Annotated in this window: 17 protein-coding genes; 8 read left to right on the forward strand and 9 right to left on the reverse strand. The window is 66.1% G+C overall.

All coding sequences use genetic code 11. The features are described from left to right. Nucleotides 1–80 precede the first annotated feature (80 nt). From AC3A35_RS10290 to AC3A35_RS10305, 4 genes are read right to left on the reverse strand one after another with little or no spacing between them, the layout of a single operon-like run. Nucleotides 81–1124, reverse strand: a complete 1044-nt coding sequence (locus AC3A35_RS10290) for a VWA domain-containing protein (RefSeq protein ID WP_487435964.1) — start codon at nt 1122–1124, stop codon at nt 81–83. Beyond that, nucleotides 1121–2104 carry a DUF58 domain-containing protein gene (locus tag AC3A35_RS10295; protein ID WP_487435965.1) on the reverse strand — a complete coding sequence of 328 codons (984 nt, stop codon included), beginning with the start codon at nt 2102–2104 and terminating at the stop codon, nt 1121–1123. The genes AC3A35_RS10290 and AC3A35_RS10295 overlap by 4 nt, the downstream gene beginning before the upstream one ends. Beyond that, a complete protein-coding gene (locus AC3A35_RS10300; RefSeq protein WP_487435966.1) occupies nt 2079–3095 on the reverse strand; it encodes an AAA family ATPase in 1017 nt (338 codons plus the stop codon). The genes AC3A35_RS10295 and AC3A35_RS10300 overlap by 26 nt, the downstream gene beginning before the upstream one ends. An 8-nt stretch (nt 3096–3103) precedes the next feature. Then, complete coding sequence (locus AC3A35_RS10305) at nt 3104–3301, reverse strand: trypsin-like serine protease (RefSeq protein ID WP_487435967.1); 198 nt, start codon at nt 3299–3301, stop codon at nt 3104–3106. Between the two features lie 694 nt (nt 3302–3995). On the opposite strand from AC3A35_RS10305, the gene AC3A35_RS10310 reads away from it, so the two are divergent. Continuing rightward, nucleotides 3996–4214 carry a YMGG-like glycine zipper-containing protein gene (locus AC3A35_RS10310; RefSeq protein WP_487435968.1) on the forward strand — a complete coding sequence of 73 codons (219 nt, stop codon included), beginning with the start codon at nt 3996–3998 and terminating at the stop codon, nt 4212–4214. 150 nt (nt 4215–4364) lie between these two features. Next, the gene (locus AC3A35_RS10315) at nt 4365–4556 is read left to right on the forward strand and encodes a hypothetical protein (protein ID WP_487435969.1); all 192 of its coding nucleotides are present in this window, start codon (nt 4365–4367) and stop codon (nt 4554–4556) included. A 347-nt stretch (nt 4557–4903) separates the two neighbouring features. Here the strand turns inward: AC3A35_RS10315 and AC3A35_RS10320 are convergent, their stop codons facing one another. Further along, entirely contained in the window at nt 4904–5062 is a 159-nt protein-coding gene (locus AC3A35_RS10320) for a DUF3309 family protein (RefSeq protein WP_487435970.1), read from the reverse strand. 442 nt (nt 5063–5504) lie between these two features. Here AC3A35_RS10320 and AC3A35_RS10325 point away from each other — a divergent pair, with 442 nt between their 5' ends. From AC3A35_RS10325 to AC3A35_RS10340, 4 genes are all read left to right on the forward strand, one after another. Next, nucleotides 5505–8018, forward strand: coding sequence for an EAL domain-containing protein (locus AC3A35_RS10325; RefSeq protein WP_487435971.1), 2514 nt, complete (start codon nt 5505–5507; stop codon nt 8016–8018). Nucleotides 8019–8269: 251 nt separating this feature from the next. Continuing rightward, entirely contained in the window at nt 8270–8584 is a 315-nt protein-coding gene (locus tag AC3A35_RS10330; RefSeq protein WP_487435972.1) for a BON domain-containing protein, read from the forward strand. 87 nt (nt 8585–8671) lie between these two features. Continuing rightward, nucleotides 8672–8959 carry a sll1863 family stress response protein gene (locus tag AC3A35_RS10335; protein ID WP_487435973.1) on the forward strand — a complete coding sequence of 96 codons (288 nt, stop codon included), beginning with the start codon at nt 8672–8674 and terminating at the stop codon, nt 8957–8959. Nucleotides 8960–8995: 36 nt separating this feature from the next. Then, nucleotides 8996–17815: a glycoside hydrolase family 94 protein gene (locus tag AC3A35_RS10340; RefSeq protein WP_487435974.1), complete on the forward strand. Its 8820-nt coding sequence runs from the start codon at nt 8996–8998 to the stop codon at nt 17813–17815. Between the two features lie 16 nt (nt 17816–17831). Here the strand turns inward: AC3A35_RS10340 and AC3A35_RS10345 are convergent, their stop codons facing one another. Then, entirely contained in the window at nt 17832–18740 is a 909-nt protein-coding gene (locus AC3A35_RS10345; protein WP_487435975.1) for a S1C family serine protease, read from the reverse strand. Between the two features lie 637 nt (nt 18741–19377). Between AC3A35_RS10345 and AC3A35_RS10350 the strand changes: the two genes are divergently transcribed. After that, complete coding sequence (locus AC3A35_RS10350; protein ID WP_487435977.1) at nt 19378–19662, forward strand: hypothetical protein; 285 nt, start codon at nt 19378–19380, stop codon at nt 19660–19662. A 118-nt stretch (nt 19663–19780) separates the two neighbouring features. On the opposite strand, the gene AC3A35_RS10355 is transcribed toward AC3A35_RS10350, so the two are convergent. Continuing rightward, nucleotides 19781–20632 carry a hypothetical protein gene (locus AC3A35_RS10355; RefSeq protein WP_487435979.1) on the reverse strand — a complete coding sequence of 284 codons (852 nt, stop codon included), beginning with the start codon at nt 20630–20632 and terminating at the stop codon, nt 19781–19783. A 576-nt stretch (nt 20633–21208) separates the two neighbouring features. On the opposite strand from AC3A35_RS10355, the gene AC3A35_RS10360 reads away from it, so the two are divergent. Continuing rightward, entirely contained in the window at nt 21209–21715 is a 507-nt protein-coding gene (locus tag AC3A35_RS10360; RefSeq protein WP_487435980.1) for a retroviral-like aspartic protease family protein, read from the forward strand. A gap of 87 nt (nt 21716–21802) precedes the next feature. Here AC3A35_RS10360 and AC3A35_RS10365 read toward each other — a convergent pair whose 3' ends face one another. Together AC3A35_RS10365 and sufT are read right to left on the reverse strand one after the other, a co-directional pair. After that, nucleotides 21803–22438 carry a PRC-barrel domain-containing protein gene (locus tag AC3A35_RS10365; protein ID WP_487435981.1) on the reverse strand — a complete coding sequence of 212 codons (636 nt, stop codon included), beginning with the start codon at nt 22436–22438 and terminating at the stop codon, nt 21803–21805. Between the two features lie 195 nt (nt 22439–22633). Then, the gene (sufT, locus tag AC3A35_RS10370; protein ID WP_487435982.1) at nt 22634–23203 is read right to left on the reverse strand and encodes a putative Fe-S cluster assembly protein SufT; all 570 of its coding nucleotides are present in this window, start codon (nt 23201–23203) and stop codon (nt 22634–22636) included. Between the last annotated feature and the right edge of the window lie 3 nt (nt 23204–23206).

A 23206-nucleotide genomic window follows, 5' to 3' on the forward strand; every position in this document is an offset into this window, starting at 1 on the left:
GGCGAAATTGAGGCCGACGTCCCGGCGCGTCCGCTCCGCGGCGATCGACGATCGGGGCTGCTCGTTGGGGACGGGTCCGGTCAGGCCACCCGACCGAACCACAGCACCGACAGACTGGCGGCGATGATCACCAGCACGACGCCCAGCGCGGCGAGCAGCGCGCTGATCTCGGTTTCCTTTTTCTCCACCGCGATGCGCGTGGACAGGCTCTGGTATACCGTTTTCAGGTCTTCGGCGGTTCCGGCATAGAAGTAGTCGGCGCGGGTGATGCTGGCGACTGCCTCCAGCGCTTCCTCGTCGAGCTGCACCCGCATCGACCAGCCCTCGAAGCCGATGGTGTCGCCCTCGCGGGTACCGATGCCCACGGTATACACACGGATGCCACGGTCGGCGGCCATTTTGGCCGCCTCCAGCGGGTCCGGGCCGGTGGTCTGCTGGCCGTCGGTGAGCATGATGATCGCGGCCGAAGAGTATGAACCCGGCTCCACCGGGGTGAACTCCGGTTTGGGAGGGTCGTTCGGTCCTGGCGGCATCGCGCGCTGGCCGGTGATCTGCGACAGATCGATGCCGGCGTCGGGAAACAGCGTGGCCAGCGACAGCACGATACCGCTCCCGGTGGCCGTGCCGCGCTGCAACTGGAAACGGTCGATCGCGGCAACGACGTCTTCGCGACTATGGGTGGGCGGTTGCACCACCGCGGCCGTGCCGGCGAACTGCACCACGCCCACCCGCACGTGGCGCGGCAACTCGGCAATGAAGGCCTTGGCCGCTTCCTGCGCCGCCACCAGGCGATTGGGCTCCACATCGCTCGCGCGCATGCTGCCCGACACGTCCATCGCCAGCATGATGGTTTCCTGCTGCGACGGCAGGCTGACGATAGCGGTCGGGCGCGCCGTGGCCAGCAGCAGGGCGGCGATCGCCAGCAGCATCAGCGTCGGCGGCAGGTGACGGCGCCATGTTGCGCTGCGCCCGAGCGCCTGTCTGACCAGCGCCAGATCGGCATAGCGCAGGGAGGTCTTCTTGCGCCGATGCAGCAGCCACAGGTACAGGACGATCAGCACTGGCAGCAGGAGCAGCAACCACAGCATCTCCGGCCAGATGACGTTGAGCGGGAGCGAGTTCATCGTTCGGCCACCTTCGGTTCGCCCAGATGGGTGGGCATGCCGCGGCCGTGCCCACCCCGTCTGCTCATGGTCGCAAGCGAGCGGCGCAGGTCGGCGAAGCGCAGGATGGCGTCGAGCAGGTCGTCGTCGGTGGCCAGTTCGAGCGTATCCACGCCCGCCGTTGCCAGAGCAGCACGCAAGGCCGTCTCGCGGCTCGTCGCAGCGGCGGCGAAGCGCGCGCGAAAGCCGGCGTCGCGCGTGTCGACAACGAGTTGCTCACCGCTTTCGGCGTCGTGCAGCGTCACCAGACCGAGGTCGGGGAGGTCCATTTCGAGCGGATCGTACAGGCGCACCGCAGTCACCTCGTGACGGCGCGACAACTGTGCCAGCACCACTTCCCAGTCGGTGGTGCAGATGAAGTCGGAGACCACGAATACGGTGCAGCGCCGCTTGATGATGCGTTGTGCCGCCGTCAGCAACTCGTCCAGCCGGGTGACACCGGGGGCGGCTTCGGCGGGGCGCCGGGCCATGCGCTGCATCAGGTGCAGCACTTGCAGACGGCCGGCGCGCGGGGGGATCACGGTGTCCACCTCGGTGCCGTAGAACAGCGCGCCGACGCGGTTGCCGTGGCGCGTCAGCAGGCGCGCCAGTACGCCGACGAATTCGCGCGCGACGCTGCGTTTGGTGCGCGTATCGGAGCCGAAATCGACACTGGCGCTCAGGTCGACCAGGAACCAGGCCGACAACTCGCGTTCCTCGGCGAACTGGCGCACATAGGGTTGCTGCAGCCGCGCGGTGACGTTCCAGTCGATATGGCGCACGTCGTCGTGGTGCTGGTACTCGCGCAGGTCCGCGAGATCGAGCCCGGCGCCGCGCCACAGCGTGCGATAGTCGCCCTGCAGCAGGCCGTCGAGCCGACGTATGACCGTCCACTCCAGCTTGAGCAGGAGCGCGTGGGTGCCGGCGATGCTGGCTTCAGATTTTGGCGGCGGCGTGTTCATGGGGGGCAAGCGGTTTGTCGGGTTCCGGAATCTTGTGCATGACCTGGCGGATCACCTGGTCGGCGTCCAGGCCCTCAGCCAGCGCCTCGTAGCTGAGGACCAGGCGGTGGCGCATCACGTCGCCGACCAGACCGGTCATGTCCTCGGGCAGTGCGTAGCTGCGCCCACGCATGTAGGCCAGCGCGCGGGCGCCTTCGATCAGGCCGATGGTGGCGCGCGGGCTGGCGCCGTAGGTGAGGTAGCGGGCGACGTCGGGGAGCTCGTACTGTGCGGGGCGACGGGTTGCACTGACCAGTTTCACCGCGTACTGCATCAGCGACGGGTCGACATAGACCTTGCGGCATGCCTGCTGCAGTTCGGCAAGCTGAGCCATGCTCGCCACCGCGGCAACCGTGACGGTGACGCCGGTGACGCGCTCGGCGATCACGAACTCCTCTTCCTCGCTCGGGTAATCGACCAGCACCTTCATCATGAAGCGGTCGACCTGAGCCTCGGGCAGCGGATAGGTGCCCTCGGTTTCGATCGGGTTCTGCGTGGCCATCACCAGAAAGGGCTCGGGCACCCGGTGCGAGGTGCCGGCAATGGTGACCTGGCGCTCCTGCATCACTTCGAGCAGTGCGCTCTGAACCTTGGCCGGCGCACGGTTGATCTCGTCGGCCAGCAGCAGATTGGTGAATACGGGACCGAGCGCGGTATCGAATTCACCGGTCTTGGGGCTGTAGATTCGCGTGCCGACGAGGTCTGCAGGCACCAGATCGGGGGTGAACTGGATACGCTTGAAGCTGCCGCGCAAGGTCTGCGCAAGTGTCCTCACGGTGAGCGTCTTGGCCAGCCCCGGTACGCCCTCGACCAGCAGATGTCCATTGGACAGGATCGCCACCATCACCCGCTCGAGGAAGTGGTCCTGGCCCACCACCACGCGCTTGACCTCGTACAGGATGCGCTCCATGAGGGGCGCGGCACCGTTGGCTGAAGTGTAGGTCGGGTCCATGGGATTCCTCAGGAGGGGGACAGGCCGGGGCCGGCCGGCGCGTTTTCGATTGGTACCGCAAAGCCGATGCCCACGAATACGCGCTGCTCGGTCGGATTGAGAATGGCGGTGACGATGCCCGCCACCTCGCCGTCCATGGCGGCGAGCGGTCCGTCGGAGTTGCCCGGATTGGTCGCGGTATCGAACGGGATCAGATCGGTTGGCACGTGCCCGCCGACCAGCGCCGCGGTGTGCCACCGGAATGCCGCGGCGCCGGGCACCGGCACGAGTCGCCACAGACGCCTGTCGTGACAATGGGCCCGGTGCCGGAGCATCGGGTAAGAACCCGGCGCTGAATCCGCTGCCGGGTGCGCCCCGAGTGCCGACGCGGCCGCCCGGTCGGTGAGCGCAGTCGACGACGCCCCTCCGGCCCCCGCGCGGGGCGAGTGGCTGTACAACGGTGGCCTTTTCATCGGCTGCATCCGGATCGGTGCATCGCATTCGCCCCCTTCGATCCGGGCAAGGCACCCGGCCCGAAACGCGTTCCGAAAGCAGCACGCCGATCCGCTTCTCCACTTGCGTCGGGCGCCAGCAGAGCAGGGCCATGATGTGCTGCCGTTTGCGTACCGTAAGCGTACTGCAGCGGCGGCGTACTGCAACAGCGTACCGCCAACAAGTTTGAAGACACCGAGCCCGGGCGTGAGTTCCTGTCCGGAGGCTCTGCTCCCTAAGTGCGCCAGCCCACCGACAGCGTGCGTGCCTTTCCATACGATGGATCTGTCGGAGTCCGCTTGGGTTCGCTGGTCGCTGTTCGTTGCGCGGCAATGCGCACCAGGGTGCCGCTCCTGATGGTGCACCGCATGCACGATCCGGTGTGTCCGTGCATCACTGCAAGCTCAAACACGATGAAGAGGCAATTCAATGAAAACGATACAGCGATTTGCACTTGGTGCAAGCACCGTGGCGATCCTGTTCGCACTGGGCGCGTGTGCCGGGATGTCGTCACAGGACAAGAGTACCGTGATCGGTGCGGGTGCGGGGGCGGTTGGCGGTGCCATTCTGACCGGCGGCAGCGCGGTCGGGACGGTGGGCGGCGCAGCCGTGGGCGGCGTCATCGGGCACGAAGTCAGCAAACCCTGAGCGCCGGTCCGAATATGATGTGCGCGAGTTCGATGCGCCCGAGCCCGTCGTCGAAAGATCGGGCGGGGTGCATCGGGCCGGGGTAGGGTTCGTAGGCCGGTGACGGACATGTCAGAGCCGGCGTCTTTTTGACTTCAGGAGAAAGCAAGCATGAAATTCGGCAAAGGCTTCAGTGCAGTGATGGTGATGAGCGCGTTGCTGGTGGCAGTCGCGGGTTGCCAGAAGGAAGGGCCCGCGGAAAAAGCGGGAAAATCGGTCGACGAGACGATCGAGAAGGCGGGTGACAGCGTCGAGAAGGCGGGTGAGAGCATCAAGGATTCGGTGGACGGCGACAAAAAGTAAGGTCGCGGCAACTGGAAACGGCAAGCTCCATCCGGAAAGCGGACGAGGCCGCCGCAGGAATGGCCCGGCCCGATGCGGGCGGTCATTCCTGCGGCGGCCTCGTTTGCGGCCGTGCGCCCGTCATCCGCGCCGGACCCCGGTCGGGGCATGGAGTGAAGAAACGCCGGTCCTCCGACCGCCGCCTGGGAGGCGGCCGGACTTGAGCGATCGTTGCGAGCCGAGTGGGAAAGTGAGGACAGATTCGGCCGGTTTTGAGGCGCATAGTCATTCTATGCAACGAAAGAACGGGCGGATATGGACCGCTTCTCCCACTGGCGCAGTAGATCAGCCTCGAGTCCGACCGCCTCCTAGAGCCGGCCGGTCAGCAGCAGGATGACGACCACGATCAGAATCAGCCCGAAAAGCCCGCTGGGACCGTAACCCCAGTTCCGGCTGTGGGGCCAGCTTGGAATCGCACCGAGCAGCATCAGTACCAGCACGATCAACAGAATTGTGCCCAGGCTCATCTCGTTTCTCCTTTTTGTTGAATGGTCGCAGCGCCGGGACCGTACAGGCCTTCGCCGCGCGGCCCCTGTTTGCAGCGGCCTGACGGGGACGGCCGATCCCGATGCTGGACGGCGTGAACCTGCAGTTAATGCTACTCGGGTGCGCCCGGCTGTCTGTACGCCAGCGTACACGACGCGTCTGTTTCGTTTTCCGCGGCCGCCGGTCTGTGTTCGATGGCGTACAGACGGGCGCTCACGGCGATGACATATTGCGTTGCAATAGAAGCTGCGCTGTGATCCGGCCTGTGTCGACGCGCGCGCTCCAGCAAGGATCATCTTCTACCCAGTCAAACAGAGATCATGGAATGGCCTGTGCCCGCAAGGAGACGCGGATAACCGAACTCCTCACCGGAGCCTTGTCCGGCACCGTCGCGGCCTTCGGCATGATCGGAAGGAGCAGACCATGAACGACGTCCCGATCGCCGTACTTCTTGTCGAGGATGCGCCCGAAGACGCCAGAGTGATCCTCGAGGCCCTCACCGGTTCGGGGACGCGGCCGTTCGTGGTCGAGTGGGTGAGGCATCTCGCCGATGCGCTCGATCGCCTGGGCAAGGGCGAATTCGAGGTCGTCCTGCTCGACCTCACGCTGCCCGACGGCAAGGGACTCGACGCTTTCAACCGGATCCTCAAGGCGGCGCCGAATGCGCTGATCCTGGTCCTGAGTGCCGCCAGCGATGATGAAGCGGTGCGCGAGGCCATGCTCAACGGGGCGAGTGACTATCTGGCCAAAGGCCACATCGATGCGCACTGGCTGCCGCGTGCCCTATTGTACGTGATCGAGCGCAAGACCACCCGCGACGCCCTGCAAGGCAGCGAAATTCGTTTTCGCGCGATGAGCGATGCGTCGCCGCTGGGCATCTTCGTGTCCGATGCGGCCGGCGCCTGCGTCTATACCAACCGGGCGTACCAGGAGATCTCCGGGCTGAGCCTCGAACAGACCCTGGGCACGAAGTGGAGCATGGCAGTCCACCCCGAGGACCGTGACCGGGTGTTGGCCGAATGGCACGACGCCGTGCAGGACGATGAGCCGTTTCAGTCCGAGGCCCGCTTCGTGCGCGAGGACGGAAGCCTGGTATGGACCCGGCTGAATGCGGGGGCAATCCACGAGGGTGGAAAACGGTCGCCCGGACGGGTGCAGATCGTCGAGGACATTACCGGGCGCAAGGCCGCGGAGGAAGTGCTGCGCGTTGCCGAGCAGGCACTGTTCGAGGAAAAGGAGCGTGCCCAGGTCACGCTGAAGTCCATCGGCGATGGCGTCGTGACCACCGACCTGCAGAGCAGGGTGACCTACATGAATCCGGTAGCGGAAGTCATGACCGGCTGGTCGCGGGAGGATGCACACGGTCTGCCGCTTGCCCAGGTGTTCACCATCATCAACGGCAGAACGCGACAACCGGCCGCGAATCCCGCGGAACAGGCGATCACGGAAGACCGGACGGTGGAGCTCGCAGCCAACGCCATACTGGTCCGTCGCGACGGGTCCGAGTCCGCGATCGAGGATTCGGCCGCGCCCATCCACGACCGTGACGGCCGTGTTTCCGGGGCGGTGATCGTGTTTCACGACGTGAGCAAGTCACAGGCCATGGCACACAAGATGGCCCACCTGGCCCAGCACGATTTCCTGACCGGTCTGCCAAATCGCGTGTTGCTGACCGAGCGCCTGACCCGTGCGATCGGCCAGGCCGAGCGCCACCGCAAGCAGGTCGCACTGCTGTTCCTCGATCTGGATTTCTTCAAGCACATCAACGACTCCCTAGGGCATGCGGTCGGCGACCGCCTTTTGCAGTCGGTGGCCAGGCGGCTGGAGGGGGGCGTGCGGACCACCGATACCGTGTGCCGTCAGGGCGGCGACGAATTCGTGATCCTGCTGGCCGAAATCGAGGATGCCCAGGACGCCGCGCATGTCGCCGACAAACTGCTGCGCGCATTCGTCGAACCCCATCGGATCGACGCGCACGACCTGCATGTCACCCTGAGCATCGGCATCAGCGTGTATCCGGACGACGGGGCCGACGCCGATGCGGTGATGCAGAACGCGGACACCGCGATGTATCACGCCAAGGAGAATGGGCGCGACAACTACCTGTTCTTCCATGCCGACATGAACACCCGCGCCGTGCACCGCCTGTCGGTCGAAGGCAGCCTGCGGCGCGCACTGAAGCAGGGCGAGTTCCTGCTGCACTACCAGCCCCAGATCGATCTGGCCACCGGTGCGATGACCGGTGTCGAGGCCCTGCTGCGCTGGCGGGATCCGGAGCTCGGGATGGTCTATCCGCGCCACTTCATAGGCATCGCGGAACATTGCGGCCTGATCGTGCCGATCGGGCGCTGGGTGCTGCGCGAGGCCTGTCGTCAGGTGCGGGGGTGGCAGTCGGCGGGTTTGCGCGCGGTGCCGGTTGCGGTCAATGTCTCGGCGGTGGAGTTCCGGCACAAGGATTTCCTCGCCAGCGTTGCACTCATCCTGGCGGAGACCGGGCTCGAGCCGGGCTATCTGGAACTCGAACTGACCGAGGGCATCCTGATGCATGACGCCGAATCGTCGGTGTCGGTGCTGAAGGCGCTGAAGGCCATGGGGGTGCAGCTTGCGATCGACGATTTCGGTACCGGCTATTCGAGCCTGAGCTACCTGAAGCGCTTCCCGATCGATACCCTGAAGATCGACCAGACCTTCGTGCACGACATCGGTGCCGAGTCCGACGATGCGACCATCGTCAGCGCGGTCATCGCCATGGGGATCAACCTCAAGCAGCGGGTCATTGCCGAGGGGGTCGAAACGCACGAGCAGCTCGCCTTTCTGCGTACCCGGCTATGTGACGAGGGGCAGGGCTTCCTGTTCAGTCACCCGCTGCCTCCGGAAGAACTCGTGCACCGGTTCGATCGCGGGCGCCAGGAGGCGGTCGGCCTTGAGCGATCGTAGCGAGCCGAGCGGGTCTTGCTCCTTGTCTTGCAGCCTGCTTCGGCCCGGGGCTATGTGTGCCAGCGTACCGACCCCCGGGCGCCGGACAATCATGATGTCAATGAGGTTTCGATACGGCGCTCGCTGAGGCTGATCGCAACCCCGCCTCCTCGTGCCGGATGAGGGCAGGTGGATGACCCGGCTCCGGTCAACGATGCGTTGACCGGAGCCGGGTCGGGAGTCCGGTTCTATTGCATCTGGAGATAACAATCATGAACAAACTCGGAAAGTATTTTTCTGCGCTGATGCTGGCCTTTGCGCTGACCGCCATGGTGGGCTGTGCCGCCACCTCGAAGCAGGAAGGGACGGGCCAGTATGTGGACGACAGCGTCATCACCGCCAAGGTCAAGGCGCTGATCTTTGACGATCCCGCGCTGAAGGTGGCCGAGATCAACGTCGAGACCTTCAAGGGCGTGGTTCAGCTCAGTGGCTTCGTCAGCTCGCAGGCCGCTGCGAACAAGGCGGTTGAAGTGGCGCGCAGCGTTGCCGGGGTGAAGTCGGTCAAGAACGACATGCGGATCAAGTAAGCCGCATCCGTGCCGGAGTCGTTGTGCGAATCCCTGTTCGCGCAATGACTCCGGCTCATCCCCGAATCGAACATTCAAGGAGCAATCATGGCCAGCAAAGCGGCATATCAGCAAAAGCTCGAAGCGCAACTCAAGGAGTGGGACGCAAACCTCGCCCTGGTGCGGGCGAAGGCCAGCAAGGCGACCGCTGACGCCCGGGTCAGCTTCGAGAACGAGCTCGAGAAGATGAAGGTCAAGCGCGAAGAGGCCCACAGGTCGCTCGAGGAGCTGGGCAAGCGCAGCGAGAGCGCGTGGGAAGACATGAAGGACAGCACGGAAAAAGTCTGGGCCGAAATGGGCAAGGCGATGGAAAAGATGACGGCTCGCTTCAAGTGAGTCGGGTGATGTGCTGAATTGACCAGGAATACGGGTTTGAGCGGCCTCCTGCACGCATTGAGGTCGCGCTTCGGTCGGGGCGGGAGCCCGCGGCCGGGTCGAGCCGATGACGCGCCGCTGCGAGCCGAGCTGTTCAATGCCGATCAGATGGCGCTGCACGGCAAGGCGCTTGCGGCGGCACATCGACTGAGCCCCGCAGGCGCGCCGGATCGGCTCCTCGCCCGCTTGTCCGAGAATGAGAACACCCTGGTCGGCGTGTGCCGGCTGCTTACCGTTGCGGTCGCCGAAGGGCGACGCATCACGCCGGCGGGCGAGTGGCTGCTCGACAATTTCTACCTCATCGACGAACAGATCCGTACCGCCAAGCGACACCTGCCCAGTGGCTACAGTCGCGAACTTCCGGGCCTGGAGCGTGGGCCTTCGGCAGGACGCCCGCGGGTGTACGACATCGCGCTCGAGACCATCGCCCATGGCGATGGCCGCGTGGATACCGAAAGTCTCAGCCGCTTCGTCGCGGCCTACCAGAGTGTTTCCAGCCTGAAACTGGGCGAGCTGTGGGCGATTCCGATCATGCTCCGGCTGGCGGTGATCGAGAACCTTCGCCGGGTCAGCGTGCGCATCTCGGACGGCTGGGTCGAGCATACGCTGGCCGGTCAGTGGGCGGACCAGATGACCGCGGTCGCCGAAACCGATCCGAAGAGTCTGATCCTGGTCGTCGCCGACATGGCGCGATCCGGCCCGCCGATGAGCAGTGCCTTCGTGGCTGAACTCGCCCGCAGGCTGCAGGGGCGGGGCTCGGCGTTGGCCTTGCCGCTGACCTGGATCGAGCAGCGCTTGTCCGAATCGGGGCAGACCATAGAGCAGCTGGTATTGCTGGAGAACCAGCAGCAGGCGGCCGACCAGGTTTCGATCAGCAACAGCATCGGCAGCCTTCGGGTGCTCGGTGCGATGGACTGGCGCGAGTTCGTCGAAACCATGAGCGAAGTCGAGCAGACGCTGCGCGGCGACCCGGGTGGCGTCTATGGACGGATGGATTTTGCGACCCGCGACCGTTATCGCCATGCAACCGAAGCAATTGCGCGCCGCAGCCGTCTCAGTGAAGGCGAGGTGGCGCGCCACGTGGTGGCATTGGCACAGGCCGGCGCCGCGGCCGCAGCCGGCAGTGATGCCGACACGCGCGCGGGCCACGTCGGCTATTACCTGATCGACAAGGGCCAGTCCCAACTCGAGCGCGTCGCCCATCCCCATCGATCCGCGCTGGATTCAGTGCGCAGTGCGGCGGCGCGTTACGCCTTGCCCGTGTACCTGGGCGCGATTGCACTGATCATGTCCATCATCGGCGTCAGCCTGCTGGCCTGGAGCGAACCGGTCAGCTGGCCGGCCGCCACGCCCGGCTGGGTCATGCTGCCGGCGGGCATTCTGATCTCGGGCATCGCGCTGCTGGCGGCGAGCGAGCTCGCGGTGGCGCTGGTGAACTGGCTGGCGACCGTGCTGGTGAGGCCGCATCCCTTGCCCCGGATGGATTTCTCCATGGGCATCCCCACCCAGCTGCGCACCCTGGTGGTGGTGCCGACCATGTTCACCGGGGCGGATGACATCGAGCGTCTGGTCGAGGCGCTCGAGGTCCGGTTCCTGGCCAACCGGGACCAGAGCCTGCACTTCGGTCTGCTCACCGATTTTCTCGATGCCGCGCAGGCTACGCTGCCGGAGGACGCAGCACTCGAACATCTTGCCCGGACGCGGATCGAGGCGCTGAACCGCAAATACGCGAATGGCGATGGCGATATTTTCTTCCTGTTTCACCGTGCCCGCAGCTGGAGCCCGCAGGAACGGGTGTGGATGGGCTACGAGCGCAAGCGCGGCAAGCTGGCGGCTCTGAACGCACTGCTGCGCGGCAGGGCGCCGGAGAACGGTGGCAGGGGCTTCGCGCTGGTGGTCGGCGACACCTCGATTCTGTCCAACGTGAAGTATGTGATCACGCTCGATACCGACACCCAACTGCCGCGCGACGTGGCGCGCCAGTTCGTCGGTGCGATGGCGCACCCCTTGAATCGTCCGCGCTACGACGAGGCCAGGCTGTGCGTGGTGGAGGGTTACGGCATCCTGCAACCGCGGGTGGCGGTGAGCCTGCCGGGGAGCAATCGCTCGCGCTATGCCCGCCTGTACGGCGGCGACGCGGGCATCGATCCGTACACGCGCACGGTCTCGGATGTCTACCAGGATGTGTTCGGCGAGGGCTCCTTCATCGGCAAGGGCATCTACGACGTGGACGCCTTCGAGATGGCGCTGGGCGAGCGTTTCCCCGAGAACCGGATTCTCAGCCACGACCTGATCGAGGGCTGCTTCGCCCGCTCGGGCCTGCTCAGCGACGTGCAGCTGTTCGAGGACTATCCGGCGCGCTACAGCGCCGACGTCAGCCGACGCCAGCGCTGGATGCGAGGCGACTGGCAGCTCGCCGGCTGGATCCTGCCGCGGGTACCGTGCGGTTGCGGCCCGACGACAGGCGCCAAGCGCGAGCACCGGCTGTTGAATCCGCTGTCGGCGCTGTCGCAATGGAAGCTGATCGACAATCTGCGGCGCAGCCTCGTGCCCGCGGCGCTGACGCTGTTGCTGGTGCTCGGATGGACCGTACTGGGGCAGCCGTGGTTGTGGACGCTGATGATAATCGCCATCCTGCTGTTGCCCGCGCTGTGCGCAGCGATGCTCGAGCTCGTTCGCAAGCCCGACGAGGTCTCGCCGATGCAACACCTTGTCGCCGTCGGGCGCTCGGTGTTACGCCGCCTGGCACGGCTCGCATTCGAACTTGGGTGCCTGCCCCATGAGGCCTTTGTCAGTCTGGACGCGATCGCGCGCACCGTGTGGCGAATGGGGATCAGTCACCGGCGCCTGCTCGAATGGAGCCCATCGTCCGAAATCGAGCGTGACCTGGCCCGGCGCAGCGACCTGGCCGCCGCGCTGCGGTCGATGTGGGTGGGGCCGGCCACCGCCATCGTGGTCGCCGTCCATCTGGTGCTGGCGAGCCCCTCGACCCTGACGGTGGCGGCGCCGATCCTGCTGTTGTGGCTGGGCTCGCCGCTGATCGCATGGTGGATCAGCCGTCCGCTGCCCCGCCGCGCGGCGCATCTGACGCCGGTGCAGACGCGCTTCCTGCGCCGCCTTGCACGGCGTACCTGGGGCTTTTTCGAGACCTATGTCGGCGCCGCGGATCACTGGCTGCCGCCCGACAACTGCCAGGCCTATCGGGTTGTCTCGGTCGCCCACCGCACCTCGCCGACCAACATCGGCATGGCGTTGCTGGCCAACCTGGCCGCCTATGACTTTGGCTACATCGGCGGCGGCGTGTTGCTCGCCCGCACCGCGAATACGCTGGGCACGATGGAAGCGCTGGAGCGCCACCACGGGCACTTCTACAACTGGTACGACACCGAGACCCTCGATGCGCTGCCGCCGCTGTATGTGTCGACGGTGGACAGCGGCAACCTTGCCGGCCACCTGCTGACGCTCGGCGCGGGTCTGCTCGCGCTGGCCGACGACGCGGTCGTGTCGCCGCGGCTGTTCCAGGGTTTTGCCGACACCCTCGACGTGGTGGACGACGCGCTGGCGTCCGATGGCGTGGCGGCCGATGTGCTGCCGGTATTCCGCAGCGAGCTCGAGGCGGCATTGGTGATGCCGCCGGCAACGCTCGCGGCAGTGCATTCGACCCTGCAGCGCCTCGCGGCCGGTGCGGCGGCGATGCCCAGGGTCGCGGAGAGACACCTGACCCGGGACGAGACGGCGCCCGAGAGCGACGCAAGCTTCTGGGCCGAGGCACTGACGCGCCAGTGCCACGACATGCTGGCCGAGCTCGAACTTCTGGCGCCCTGGCTCGTGTCCTCGGCGCTGCCGGTCGAACTGGAGGCGCTCGTCGGCTGTCCGTCGCTGCGCACGCTGGCGACGCTGGATGTGGCGCTGGCACCGGAGATCGGGCGTCGGCTCGACGCGGCGGCAAGCGATGCGCAGCGCGACGGGCTCGCCGGCTTTCGCGTTCAGCTCGCCGTCGGGAGCGCGCGCGCGCGGGCGCGGATCGCGGAAATCGAGGCATTGGCGCTGCGCGCGTGCGAGCTGTCCCGCATGGAGTATGACTTCCTGTACGACCAGGCCCGTCATCTGCTGGTCATCGGCTACAACGTGTCCGAGGGGCGCGCCGATGCGAGCTATTACGACCTGCTCGCGTCCGAAGCGCGTATGAGCAGCTTCGTCGCCATCGCCCAGGGGCAGGTGCCGCAGGAGAACTGGTTCGCGCTCGGGCGTCTGTTGACCCGCGTCGGTGGCGAGCCCGCCCTGCTGTCGTGGAGCGGCTCGATGTTCGAGTACCTGATGCCCCTGCTGGTGATGCCGACCTACGACAATACCCTGCTCGACCAGACCTGCAGGGCGGCGGTCGCGCGGCAGATCGAGTACGGCAGGCAGCGCGGCGTGCCATGGGGGATCTCCGAGTCCGGCTACAACACCGTGGACGTGCATCTCAACTACCAGTATCGGGCCTTCGGGGTGCCGGGCCTGGGGCTCAAGCGCGGCCTCGCCGACGATCTGGTGATCGCCCCCTATGCCTCGGTGATGGCGCTGATGGTGGCCCCGGAAGAGGCCTGCCGCAACCTTCAGCGCCTTGCTGGCGAAGGCTTCGTGGGCCGCTTCGGCTTCTACGAGGCCATCGACTACACCCCGGCGCGCCAGCGCCGCGACCAGACGCGGGTGGTGGTGCGCTCCTTCATGGCCCACCACCAGGGCATGAGCCTGCTTGCGCTCGCCTATCTGATCCTCGATCGTCCGATGCAGGCGCGGTTCGAGGCGGACCGGCGCTTCCAGGCGGTCATGCTGCTGCTGCAGGAGCGCATTCCCAAGGCCAGTGCCTTGTTCTCGCAGACCGTCCAGCGCTTCGCCGAGCACTCGACCGGCGAAACCGCGGAAACGCTGATCCGGGTCTTCGACAGCCCCGACACCGCAACCCCGGAGGTGCAGCTGCTGTCCAACGGCCGCTATAACGTGATGCTCACCAATGCCGGCGGGGGCTACAGCCGCTGGCGCGATCTCGCGCTCACGCGCTGGCGAGAGGACGGCACCTGCGACAACCGCGGTACCTTCTGCTACGTGCGTGACCTGCACAGCGGGGCGTACTGGTCGACCGCGCATCAGCCGACCCTGCGGCGCGCGCAGGTCTATGAAGCGATCTTCTCCGAGGGCCGCGCCGAGTTTCGCCGCCGCGACGCGATCGGCTCCGGTGGGGGCGCCGGCCTGATCGAGACCTACACCGAGATCGTCGTGTCGCCCGAGGACGACATCGAGTTGCGCCGGGTCCGCATCACCAATCGCTCGGGGCAACGCCGGGAGATCGAGCTCACCAGCTACGCCGAAGTCGTGATCGCACCGGCGGATGCGGATGCGCTGCACCCGGCATTCAGCAACCTGTTCGTGCAGACCGAGATCCTGCCCGCGCGGCGTGCCATCCTGTGCATGCGCAGGCCGCGCTCGGCCGGTGAGCGTTCGCCGTGGATGCTGCACCTTATGGCGGTGCATGGTGTCGAGGCGGGCTCGATGTCGTACGAGACCGATCGCGCGCGTTTCGTCGGCCGTACCCGCAGCGTGGCCGCACCCGCGGCCATGGATCAGGCCGGGGCGCTGTCGGGCAGCGCGGGGCCGGTGCTCGATCCGATCGTCGCGATCCGCTGTCCGGTCAGCCTCGACCCGGAGCAGTCGGTCACCATCGACATCGTGTCGGGCATCGCCGAGAGCCGCGACGTGGCGCTGTGCCTGATCGACAAGTACCAGGACCGCCATCTGGCCGATCGCGTGTTCGATCTCGCCTGGACTCACGGCCAGGTGATGCTGCGCCAGCTCAACGCGACCGAGACCGACGCCCGGCTCTACGCGCGGCTGGCCAGCTCGGTGATCCATGCCAATGCCTCGCTGCGCCCGGATCCCGCGCTGTTGCTCCGCAATCGCCGCAGCCAGTCCGGCCTGTGGGGCTACGCGATCTCGGGCGACCTGCCGATTGTGCTGGTGCAGATCGCCAATGCCGCCAACATCGACCTCGTGCGCCAACTGGTGCAGGCCCATGCCTACTGGCGCCTGAAGGGGCTGGCCGTGGACCTGGTGATCTGGAACGAGGATCACGCCGGCTATCGCCAGCGCCTGCAGGACCAGATCATGGGCATGATCACCTCGGGCATCGAAGCCGGTGTGATCGACCGCCCGGGCGGAATCTTCGTGCGCCCGGCCGAGCAGATCCCGAGCGAGGACCGCATCCTGTTGCAGTCGGTCGCACGGATCGTGATCACCGATGGGCGCGGCACCCTGGAGGAGCAACTCGATCACCGCCGGCTTGCGGAACCCCGCCCGGCGCAATTCGTGGCGAGCCGCCCGACGCCGGGCGAGCCGGCCGCAGACCCCGGGCCCGACCCGCAGACCCTGATCCTGGCCAACGGCCTCGGCGGATTCACCCCCGACGGGCGCGAATACGTGATTGGACTCGCGCCCGGTGCGGTGACGCCCGCGCCGTGGTCCAACGTGCTGGCCAATCCGTCCTTCGGCACGGTGATCTCCGAGAGTGGCGTCGCCTATTCCTGGAGCGAGAACGCGCACGAGTTCCGCCTGACCCCGTGGCACAACGACCCGGTGAGCGACGCCGGTGGTGAGGCGATCTACCTGCGCGACGAAGAAAGCGGCCTGGTATGGACGCCCACGCCACTGCCGGTGCGCAGCGTGCGGCGCCATCGGGTTCGCCACGGCTTCGGCTACAGCGTGTTCGAAACCCGTTGCGACGGCATCCATAGCGAACTTTGGATCTATGTCGCGATCGACGCCGCGATCAAGTTCTCGGTACTGAAGGTGCGCAACGAATCCGGCCGTCCGCGCCGGCTCTCGGCCACCGGCTACGTCGAGTGGGTGCTGGGCGATCTGCCGGCGAAAACGGCCATGCACCTGAACACCGAGATCGACCCCCGCAGCGGCGCGCTGTTCGCCCGCAACCCGTACAGCACCGAGTTCTCCGACCGGGTGGCGTTCTTCGACGTCGATGGTCCGACCCGCAACGTGAGCGGCGACCGTAACGAGTTTCTCGGGCGCAACGGGACCCTCGCCAACCCGGCGGCCCTGCGGCGCATGCGCCTGTCGGGCAAGGTGGGGGCCGCGCTCGATCCGTGTGCCGCCATCCAGGTGGTCTTTGATCTGGCCGACGGCGATGGGCACGAACTCGTGTTCCGCCTCGGCGTCGGGCGTGACAGCGACGATGCGACCGCACTGGTGCAGCGCTTCCGCGGCAGTCTGGCGGCGCGCGGTGCACTCGATGCGGTGCATGCGCACTGGAACCGGACCCTCGCTGCGGTGCAGGTGGAGACGCCCGATCCGGCCTTCGACGTGCTCGCCAACGGCTGGCTGGTGTATCAGACCCTGGCCTGCCGGGTGTGGGCACGCAGTGGCTATTACCAGTCCGGCGGAGCGTTCGGTTTCCGCGACCAGTTGCAGGACGTCATGGCCCTGATCCACGCCGAGCCGGTGCGGGTGCGCGCGCACCTGCTGTTGTGCGCCGGGCGCCAGTTCCGGGAGGGCGACGTGCAGCACTGGTGGCATCCACCCTCGGGGCGCGGCGTGCGTACCCACTGCTCGGACGACTACCTGTGGTTGCCGTTGGCGGTGTGCCGCTACGTGAGTGCGACCGGGGACACCGGGGTGCTCGACGAGGCGGCGCACTTTCTCGAGGGCCGGCCGGTCGCCGCGGAGGACGACTCCTACTATGACCTGCCCGGCCGCTCCGACGACACCGCCAGCCTGTATCAGCACTGCGTGCGTGCCATCGGCCACTGCATGCGCTTCGGCGAGCACGGACTGCCCCTGATGGGTTCCGGCGACTGGAATGACGGCATGAACCTGGTCGGCATCGAGGGCAGAGGCGAGAGCATCTGGCTCGGCTTCTTCCTGTGCGAGGTGTTGCGCCAGTTCGGAGGCGTGGCGCGGGCGCACGGCGACGCCAGCTTCGCCGACACCTGCGTGGAGGAGGCGGACCGTCTCGGCACGAACCTCGAACAGCACGGTTGGGACGGCGACTGGTACCGGCGTGCCTACTTCGACGACGGCACCCCGCTGGGTACGGCTGCGGGTGAGGAGTGCCGCATCGATTCCATCTCGCAGAGCTGGGCGGTGCTATCCGGGGTGGGCGATGCAGGGCGTGTGCGGCGGGCGATGAATGCGGTCGCCGAACGCCTGGTGCGTCCGGACGATGGCCTGATGCAATTGCTCGACCCGCCCTTCGACAGGTCGAGCCTCGATCCCGGCTACATCCGCGGCTATGTACCGGGCGTGCGCGAAAACGGCGGCCAATACACCCATGCCGCGGTCTGGGCGGCAATGGCCTTTGCCGCGCTCGGCGAGCGCGAGCGCGCATGGATGTTGATGACCATGATCAACCCGGCCAACCATGCCTTGTCCGCCGGGGGCGTCGCGACCTACAAGGCCGAACCCTATGTGGTCGCGGCCGACGTCTATGCAGTCGCGCCCCATATCGGTCGTGGCGGCTGGAGCTGGTACACCGGCTCGGCCGGCTGGATGTACCGCCTGATGACGGAGTCGCTGCTGGGTCTGCGGCTCGCCGGGCAGACCCTGCATGTCACTCCCTGCCTGCCGGCGAACTGGCCGGGGTTCCGGATGCACTACCGTTATCGGGGCACGATGTACCACATCACGGTCGTGCAGACGCCAGGGGGGGAGGGTGGGCAGGCAGGCGTGCAGCGGGTGAGCGTCGATGGGGCGGTTCGCGCCGACCGTGCGATTGCACTGGTCGACGACGGGGTGGATCATCACGTCGAGATCGGCGTGCAGGGATAGCGAGCGGATCTTTTCGTCAGAATGGGGAGAGGCCGGCACCGGCGGCGGCATTTTCGATCGGTACCGCAAAGCCGATGCCCACGAATACGCGCTGCTCGGTCGGATTGAGAATGGCGGTGACGATCCCCACCACCTCGCCTTCCATGGTGACCAGCGGTCCGCCGGAGTTGCCCGGATTGGCCGCGGCATCGAACTGGATCAGATTGGTCAGCACACGCCCGCCGTCGGGCGAGCGGAATTCGCGCTGCAGGCCGGATACCACGCCGGCGGAGGCCGAGGGACCGATGCCGAAAGGGAAACCGATCGCCAGCACCGGATCGCCCGGGGCCAGGCTGCCGATGCTGCGCATGGTGGCGGCGGGCAGATCGTCGGGTATCGTCCTGGCGCGCAGCACCGCAAGGTCGTGCTCGAACATCACATTGACGATCTCGGCGTCGGACTCCAGTCCGTCGGCAAAGGTCACCTTGATCCTGCGCGCCCCCATCACCACGTGCAGATTGGTCAGGATGGTCCCGTTATCGACGATCACGACACCCGTGCCCACGCCATGCTCGACCGGCTCCGGAGGGGCGGCTTGCTCGGCGGCCGCGGCCGGTGCAGGCTTCGCGCCGGGTTTCGCGGCCGCGGCCGGAGGCTCCGTCGCAACAGGGTCGCCCAAGCCGACCACCCGGACGATCGACGGAAGCATCCTCTCGTACGCGCGGGTTGCGGGTGCGGTCAGCGGCTTTTCTTCGATCGATTTGCGCATCAGGTGATCGATCTGTACGAAGCTCAGCGGTGTACTGGCTGGTGGCGAGCCACGCCACCAGAATGCCGAAACGGCAAGCAGCAATGCCAGTGCCCACAGGCGGCGCTCGTGGCGCCGTGCAAAGCGCCGAATGCGTCGGCGGAGATCCCCTTCTGCCGCGCCCGCCGGAGCGTCCATGGGTATCACATGATCCACGTCCGGGGACGACAGCATCCCCCTTGCCCTCGTGCGCTCAGAGCGGCTGTACAAAGGTGGCCGCTTCATTGCCTGTGTCCGGATTGGTGCATCGGCTTCGCCCCCTTCGATCCGGGCACGGCTACGGGCCCGAAACGCGCTCCGAAAGCAACACGCAGTGCCTCGCTTTACCCGCGTCGGCGTCGGTAAGGCGGGGGCATGATGTGCTGCCACTGAGCCAAGAGACACTGAGCCTCGACGCGAGTTCCTGGATCCGGATCACGGTCATTTCGCCACTGCGCCGGACTGCGCGGCGGCCGGAATCCGGACGATGCGAACGGGATGGCGGAACGCTGCGCTTCGAGCCTGAGCGGGCGTCGGTCGCGGCGCGGGACAGGAATTCCGATCCACAGGAGAGGGCGGGGAAAATCCGGGCTCTGTAACCGGACGTTTCATATCTGCAAGGCCTGGATCACCGGCGGCAGCCAGCTGGCTTGAACCGATAACCCGGTGCGACTTGCACAGATGAAACAGGCTGTAACATGCCGAATGAAACCGGAGTCGGACGCACCGAGCCTAAGTTTATCCGCAGGTCACGACCTGCGGATCGCACTCAAACGAACAAGCAAGGAGAAATGTCATGAAAACGCCTACGCGAAGCTTGGTCATTGGTGTGCTGTTGGGAGTAGCGGGCGGTGCCGGTGCAGCGGTAACGGAAACGCAATATAGCGCCTACGATCTGACGGAGCAGTTGGCCATGAGTCCCGGCATGATGGGGTCCATGCACGAGTCCGGGCAGGCGGGTCGCAGCGGGCCGGAAAGCCTGCCGCTGACGAGGGCGGAACAGGAAGCACTTGCGATCCCGACCGAAGTGCGTCACAGCGCGGCCGACATCGCGCGCGAGCACCAGGCCGAGAGGCCCTGATTGACTCCCTCGGGGCGTGGCCCCGCGAAAAGCGGGTAAGGCTCCGCGCGGTGACGATCGACCGGGGTGCTGGCGGAAGGCCATGCTCCGGTGGATCGTCGGCTGCGGCCGGCTGGCCTCAGCGGGAAGCGGCGAGCACGGTTTGCTCCGACGCCGCAAGGCGCGTTCCGAGCGGGACGCTGCCGAACATGGTCATGATTTCCCCGACCACCTTGTGATACGACTCCGGGCAGGCGGTGTACCACGCCTCCAGAAACTCGGGGAAGCTCTTGTCGCCGAGGTCCCGGCGGTGATTCAGAAAGCCGATGGCACCCCAGTCGTCCGGATTCTGCTCGAACAAGGGCAGCAACAGGTTCGACACCAGTTCATTCTTGTCACGGAAGTAGGGATTGGCGTGCAGGTCGGGCTGATTGGCCCGAAACCAGGTCGCAAATGATTTCGTCGCGGGCAGGCGGCGATGCGGTTCATGCAGAAAATACTCGGCATAGGCCTGCAGATCGGCCGCGTGCTCGCGCCATTCCTCCGCCGGCGGGTGGAGCGCCCACTGCGCCGCGAGTTGGCGCAGGGTGAACAGGGCCGCGGCCTCGCAGATGCTTTCCTCGAACCACTGATTGCCGCGTGCGGCGTCGGGCGAATCCTTGTTGTCGAAGTTCGAGTAAATGTGGCAAAGCTCATGCGAGAACTGGTACACGAACTGGTACCAACGGCCATTGCGGGCACTGAGCTGGACGACGTACGCGCCGTCGGCATTGCGTTCGTAGAGGACCAGGGGGCCGTTCGTGCCGGGTACGACGTCGATGGTGCCGATCGAGCGATCGCCAAAATGCGCCCCGAGCCTGCTGGCGACCGCATCGAGCACCATCTGGAGATCGTTGATCGGCGTGTTGCCCCAGTCGCCGGGAGGGATGCGTATCGTGACCGGGCTGGTACGATCGATACTGCGGGTGTGTGCCCCGGCCGGATGGGTCATCAGCAGGACGGACGCCACCGCCGTGAATAAGCGGACACGCTGCCAACAGCCTTGTTGATACCGGACTGCGCGCCAGATGAGTGCACCGAAAAGGAGTCCGGTTCTTGCCATTTTTCCCTTGCCTTATGGGCGTTGATGTGAGTCGGCTGGTGGCCAGCTGCAACTATAGCAAACACTTGTGCTCCGCTGTGCACGCATCGGACGCGCGATTTGTGACTGCATATTCCTTGCCAGGACCGCCGGCATCGAGGAATCAGGTGCAGACGCCAGCGTGTTGGAGAGGTGACTGAGCGCGGAGAATGCGTCGGCTCCGGACCGTTACGGGCTTCTGGTTTCGGTGATGGGCGCTCGGCCGCGGTCTCGACGCGAATGAGCCGGCGATGTGTTGGCGGTGCTTGACCAGTGGTCGTCGGCCTACGATACTCGCACGCGGTGAGTTGCATTCGGTGTGCTCACCGTCGCCGTCTGTTCCGGATTGAATGGCTTCTTGGCCCGGATCACGCTGCAGTGTCTTTGCCGGCATTCGCCTTGCCGGGTCTGTTCAGCCGTCTCATGTCGCACCGGGTAAAGTCGTCCATGCACAGAATCGCCTGCCTGCTGTTGATGCTCCTTGTGGGCACGAGTCCGAACGCCATCGGGGCCGAGTTCGATACGTCCGTTGAAATGCGGGCGAAGGTCGGCGCGACGCTATATGTTTCCGGTCGTATCGCGGGGTTCGGGACCGTCCAGTGGATGGTCGATACCGGGTCCGGTTACATGACGATCAATGAAGACATGCTCGCGGCGCTGCAGGAGAACGGTCGGGTACGTTTCGTCAAGCGTATGCGTGGCCGCCTTGCCAATGGCAGCGAACTCGACGTGCCGGTCTATTCGCTCGACGCACTCAGTATTGGCGATGCATGCTGGTTGCGTAACGTCGAAGTCGCCGTGTTTCCCGGGAGTACGCGTCCGATTCTAGGCCTCAATGCGCTGCAACGGGCCGCACCGTTCATTTTCTCGTTCGAGCCGCCCCGTCTGGTGCTGAGCCACTGCGACCGGGGGGCCGACAATCTGGCGCTCGCACCCGCCGTGGGGCACGAATAGGGCGCAATCCCGACCTTGGAACGCGGTCGGGACTGCGCTGACCGGGTCATCGCCCGTATGTGTCGTATGCCCGCCAACCGGCACGCCTTATTGAGGTGTGCTCGGCTTTTGGGGCGTCACAGCCGGATGGTCGGCGTTCGGTGCCATGGGTGCTGGCGCTGCCTTTCCGGTGTCGCCCTCCGGCTCGAACGCCGAGAATTCGACGATGGAACCACTGATCGGGGCGTCGCCTTCGAGGGCGACGTATTGCTCGGAAGGTGCTGTCGTGAGCGTTTCGAACTGTTTCTTGTCGGTGCTCACCTGCAATTTGTCATCGCCCATCGGCGTGAGCTGATCGAGCGACACCATGACTTCGCGCGCACCGATGCCGACGACACCGCCCTCGGCGATGATCGCATGGGCGCTCTTGCGGTCGGGGGCGAGCACGATCTGCTTGACCTTGCCGATCTTGTCGCCCGTGCGATCGACGACTTCCATCCCGTCCAGATCGTCGGCGCTGCGGGAGTAGATCGCCTTGGCGCCTGACGGTGTTGTCGTGGTCGCGGCCTGCGATTTGTCACCCGCACGCTGCGAATCGGTCGATTTTTCGATGGCCGGATGTTCCGCGGCGGGTTGCCCGCTCTGGGTCTTCAGCTCGTCGGTGTCGGTGGCAGCCCATGCAGGTGCGGCAATCAGCACCGCGATTGCGCCGCTCATCAACGTCCTGCGTAGTGTGGTGGTCATATCGGTCTCCTCGTGTGTCAGCTTTGAATGACAGGTTCGCCTGAGGCGGAAATCCGCTTTCGGCCGGACCTTGCTGCGAGTCCAATTTGGCCCACTTCGGGACGCCGATCTGTGCGCTTGCCAACAAAACGCTTCAAACCGGGGCCGCAGGATGAAAGAGATTGTTTCGGCGGCGGGGCGGCGCAACAACGCGGGCTAGAACATGCCCATTTCCAGCCGTGCCGCCTCGCTCATCATCTCGCGGCTCCACGGCGGATCCCATACCAGATCGACGATGGCGTCGCTGACCCCGGGGATCGTGCTCAGCTTCTCCTGCGCCTCGTCGGCGATCAGGGTGCCCATGCCGCAGCCGGGCGCGGTCAGCGTCATCTTGACCGCGAGGCGAAAACTGCCGTCGGCCAGCGGCTCGGCGGTGCAGGCATAGACCAGGCCGAGATTGACGATATCGATCGGCAGTTCCGGGTCGTAGCAGGTGCCCAGGTGGGTCCATGCCATGCGTTCGATCGACTCGGCGTCGACCGCGCCATCGGCAGCGGGCTGGGCGATGTCGGGCAGTTGCGGTTCGAGGCCGAGCGCGTCGGCGTTGCGTTCGTCGATGCGGTACAGGTTGCCGCCGCTCATCACCGTGATCGAACCGCCCAGGCGCTGGGTGATCAGCGCGTAGCTGCCTTCTTCGAGGGTGTCCGGCTTGCCCCAGGGTACGCTGACCACTGCGCAGTCGCGGCTGAGGATGCGGGAATCGGTTTCGCCGTAGCGGTCGCCCATGGA

The sequence above is a fragment of the Azoarcus sp. Soil_N_20 genome, from assembly GCF_057656155.1.

Bases quoted from the DNA above. Each gene is read 5' to 3' on its own strand.
- AC3A35_RS10290 (WP_487435964.1), bottom strand. From the start codon at position 1,124: ATGAACTCGCTCCCGCTCAACGTCATCTGGCCGGAGATGCTGTGGTTG.
- AC3A35_RS10295 (WP_487435965.1), bottom strand. From the start codon at position 2,104: ATGAACACGCCGCCGCCAAAATCTGAAGCCAGCATCGCCGGCACCCAC.
- AC3A35_RS10300 (WP_487435966.1), bottom strand. From the start codon at position 3,095: ATGGACCCGACCTACACTTCAGCCAACGGTGCCGCGCCCCTCATGGAG.
- AC3A35_RS10310 (WP_487435968.1), top strand. From the start codon at position 3,996: ATGAAAACGATACAGCGATTTGCACTTGGTGCAAGCACCGTGGCGATC.
- AC3A35_RS10315 (WP_487435969.1), top strand. From the start codon at position 4,365: ATGAAATTCGGCAAAGGCTTCAGTGCAGTGATGGTGATGAGCGCGTTG.
- AC3A35_RS10320 (WP_487435970.1), bottom strand. From the start codon at position 5,062: ATGAGCCTGGGCACAATTCTGTTGATCGTGCTGGTACTGATGCTGCTC.
- AC3A35_RS10325 (WP_487435971.1), top strand. From the start codon at position 5,505: ATGAACGACGTCCCGATCGCCGTACTTCTTGTCGAGGATGCGCCCGAA.
- AC3A35_RS10330 (WP_487435972.1), top strand. From the start codon at position 8,270: ATGAACAAACTCGGAAAGTATTTTTCTGCGCTGATGCTGGCCTTTGCG.
- AC3A35_RS10335 (WP_487435973.1), top strand. From the start codon at position 8,672: ATGGCCAGCAAAGCGGCATATCAGCAAAAGCTCGAAGCGCAACTCAAG.
- AC3A35_RS10345 (WP_487435975.1), bottom strand. From the start codon at position 18,740: ATGGACGCTCCGGCGGGCGCGGCAGAAGGGGATCTCCGCCGACGCATT.
- AC3A35_RS10350 (WP_487435977.1), top strand. From the start codon at position 19,378: ATGAAAACGCCTACGCGAAGCTTGGTCATTGGTGTGCTGTTGGGAGTA.
- AC3A35_RS10355 (WP_487435979.1), bottom strand. From the start codon at position 20,632: ATGACCCATCCGGCCGGGGCACACACCCGCAGTATCGATCGTACCAGC.
- AC3A35_RS10360 (WP_487435980.1), top strand. From the start codon at position 21,209: ATGCACAGAATCGCCTGCCTGCTGTTGATGCTCCTTGTGGGCACGAGT.
- AC3A35_RS10365 (WP_487435981.1), bottom strand. From the start codon at position 22,438: ATGACCACCACACTACGCAGGACGTTGATGAGCGGCGCAATCGCGGTG.
- sufT (WP_487435982.1), bottom strand. From the start codon at position 23,203: ATGGGCGACCGCTACGGCGAAACCGATTCCCGCATCCTCAGCCGCGAC.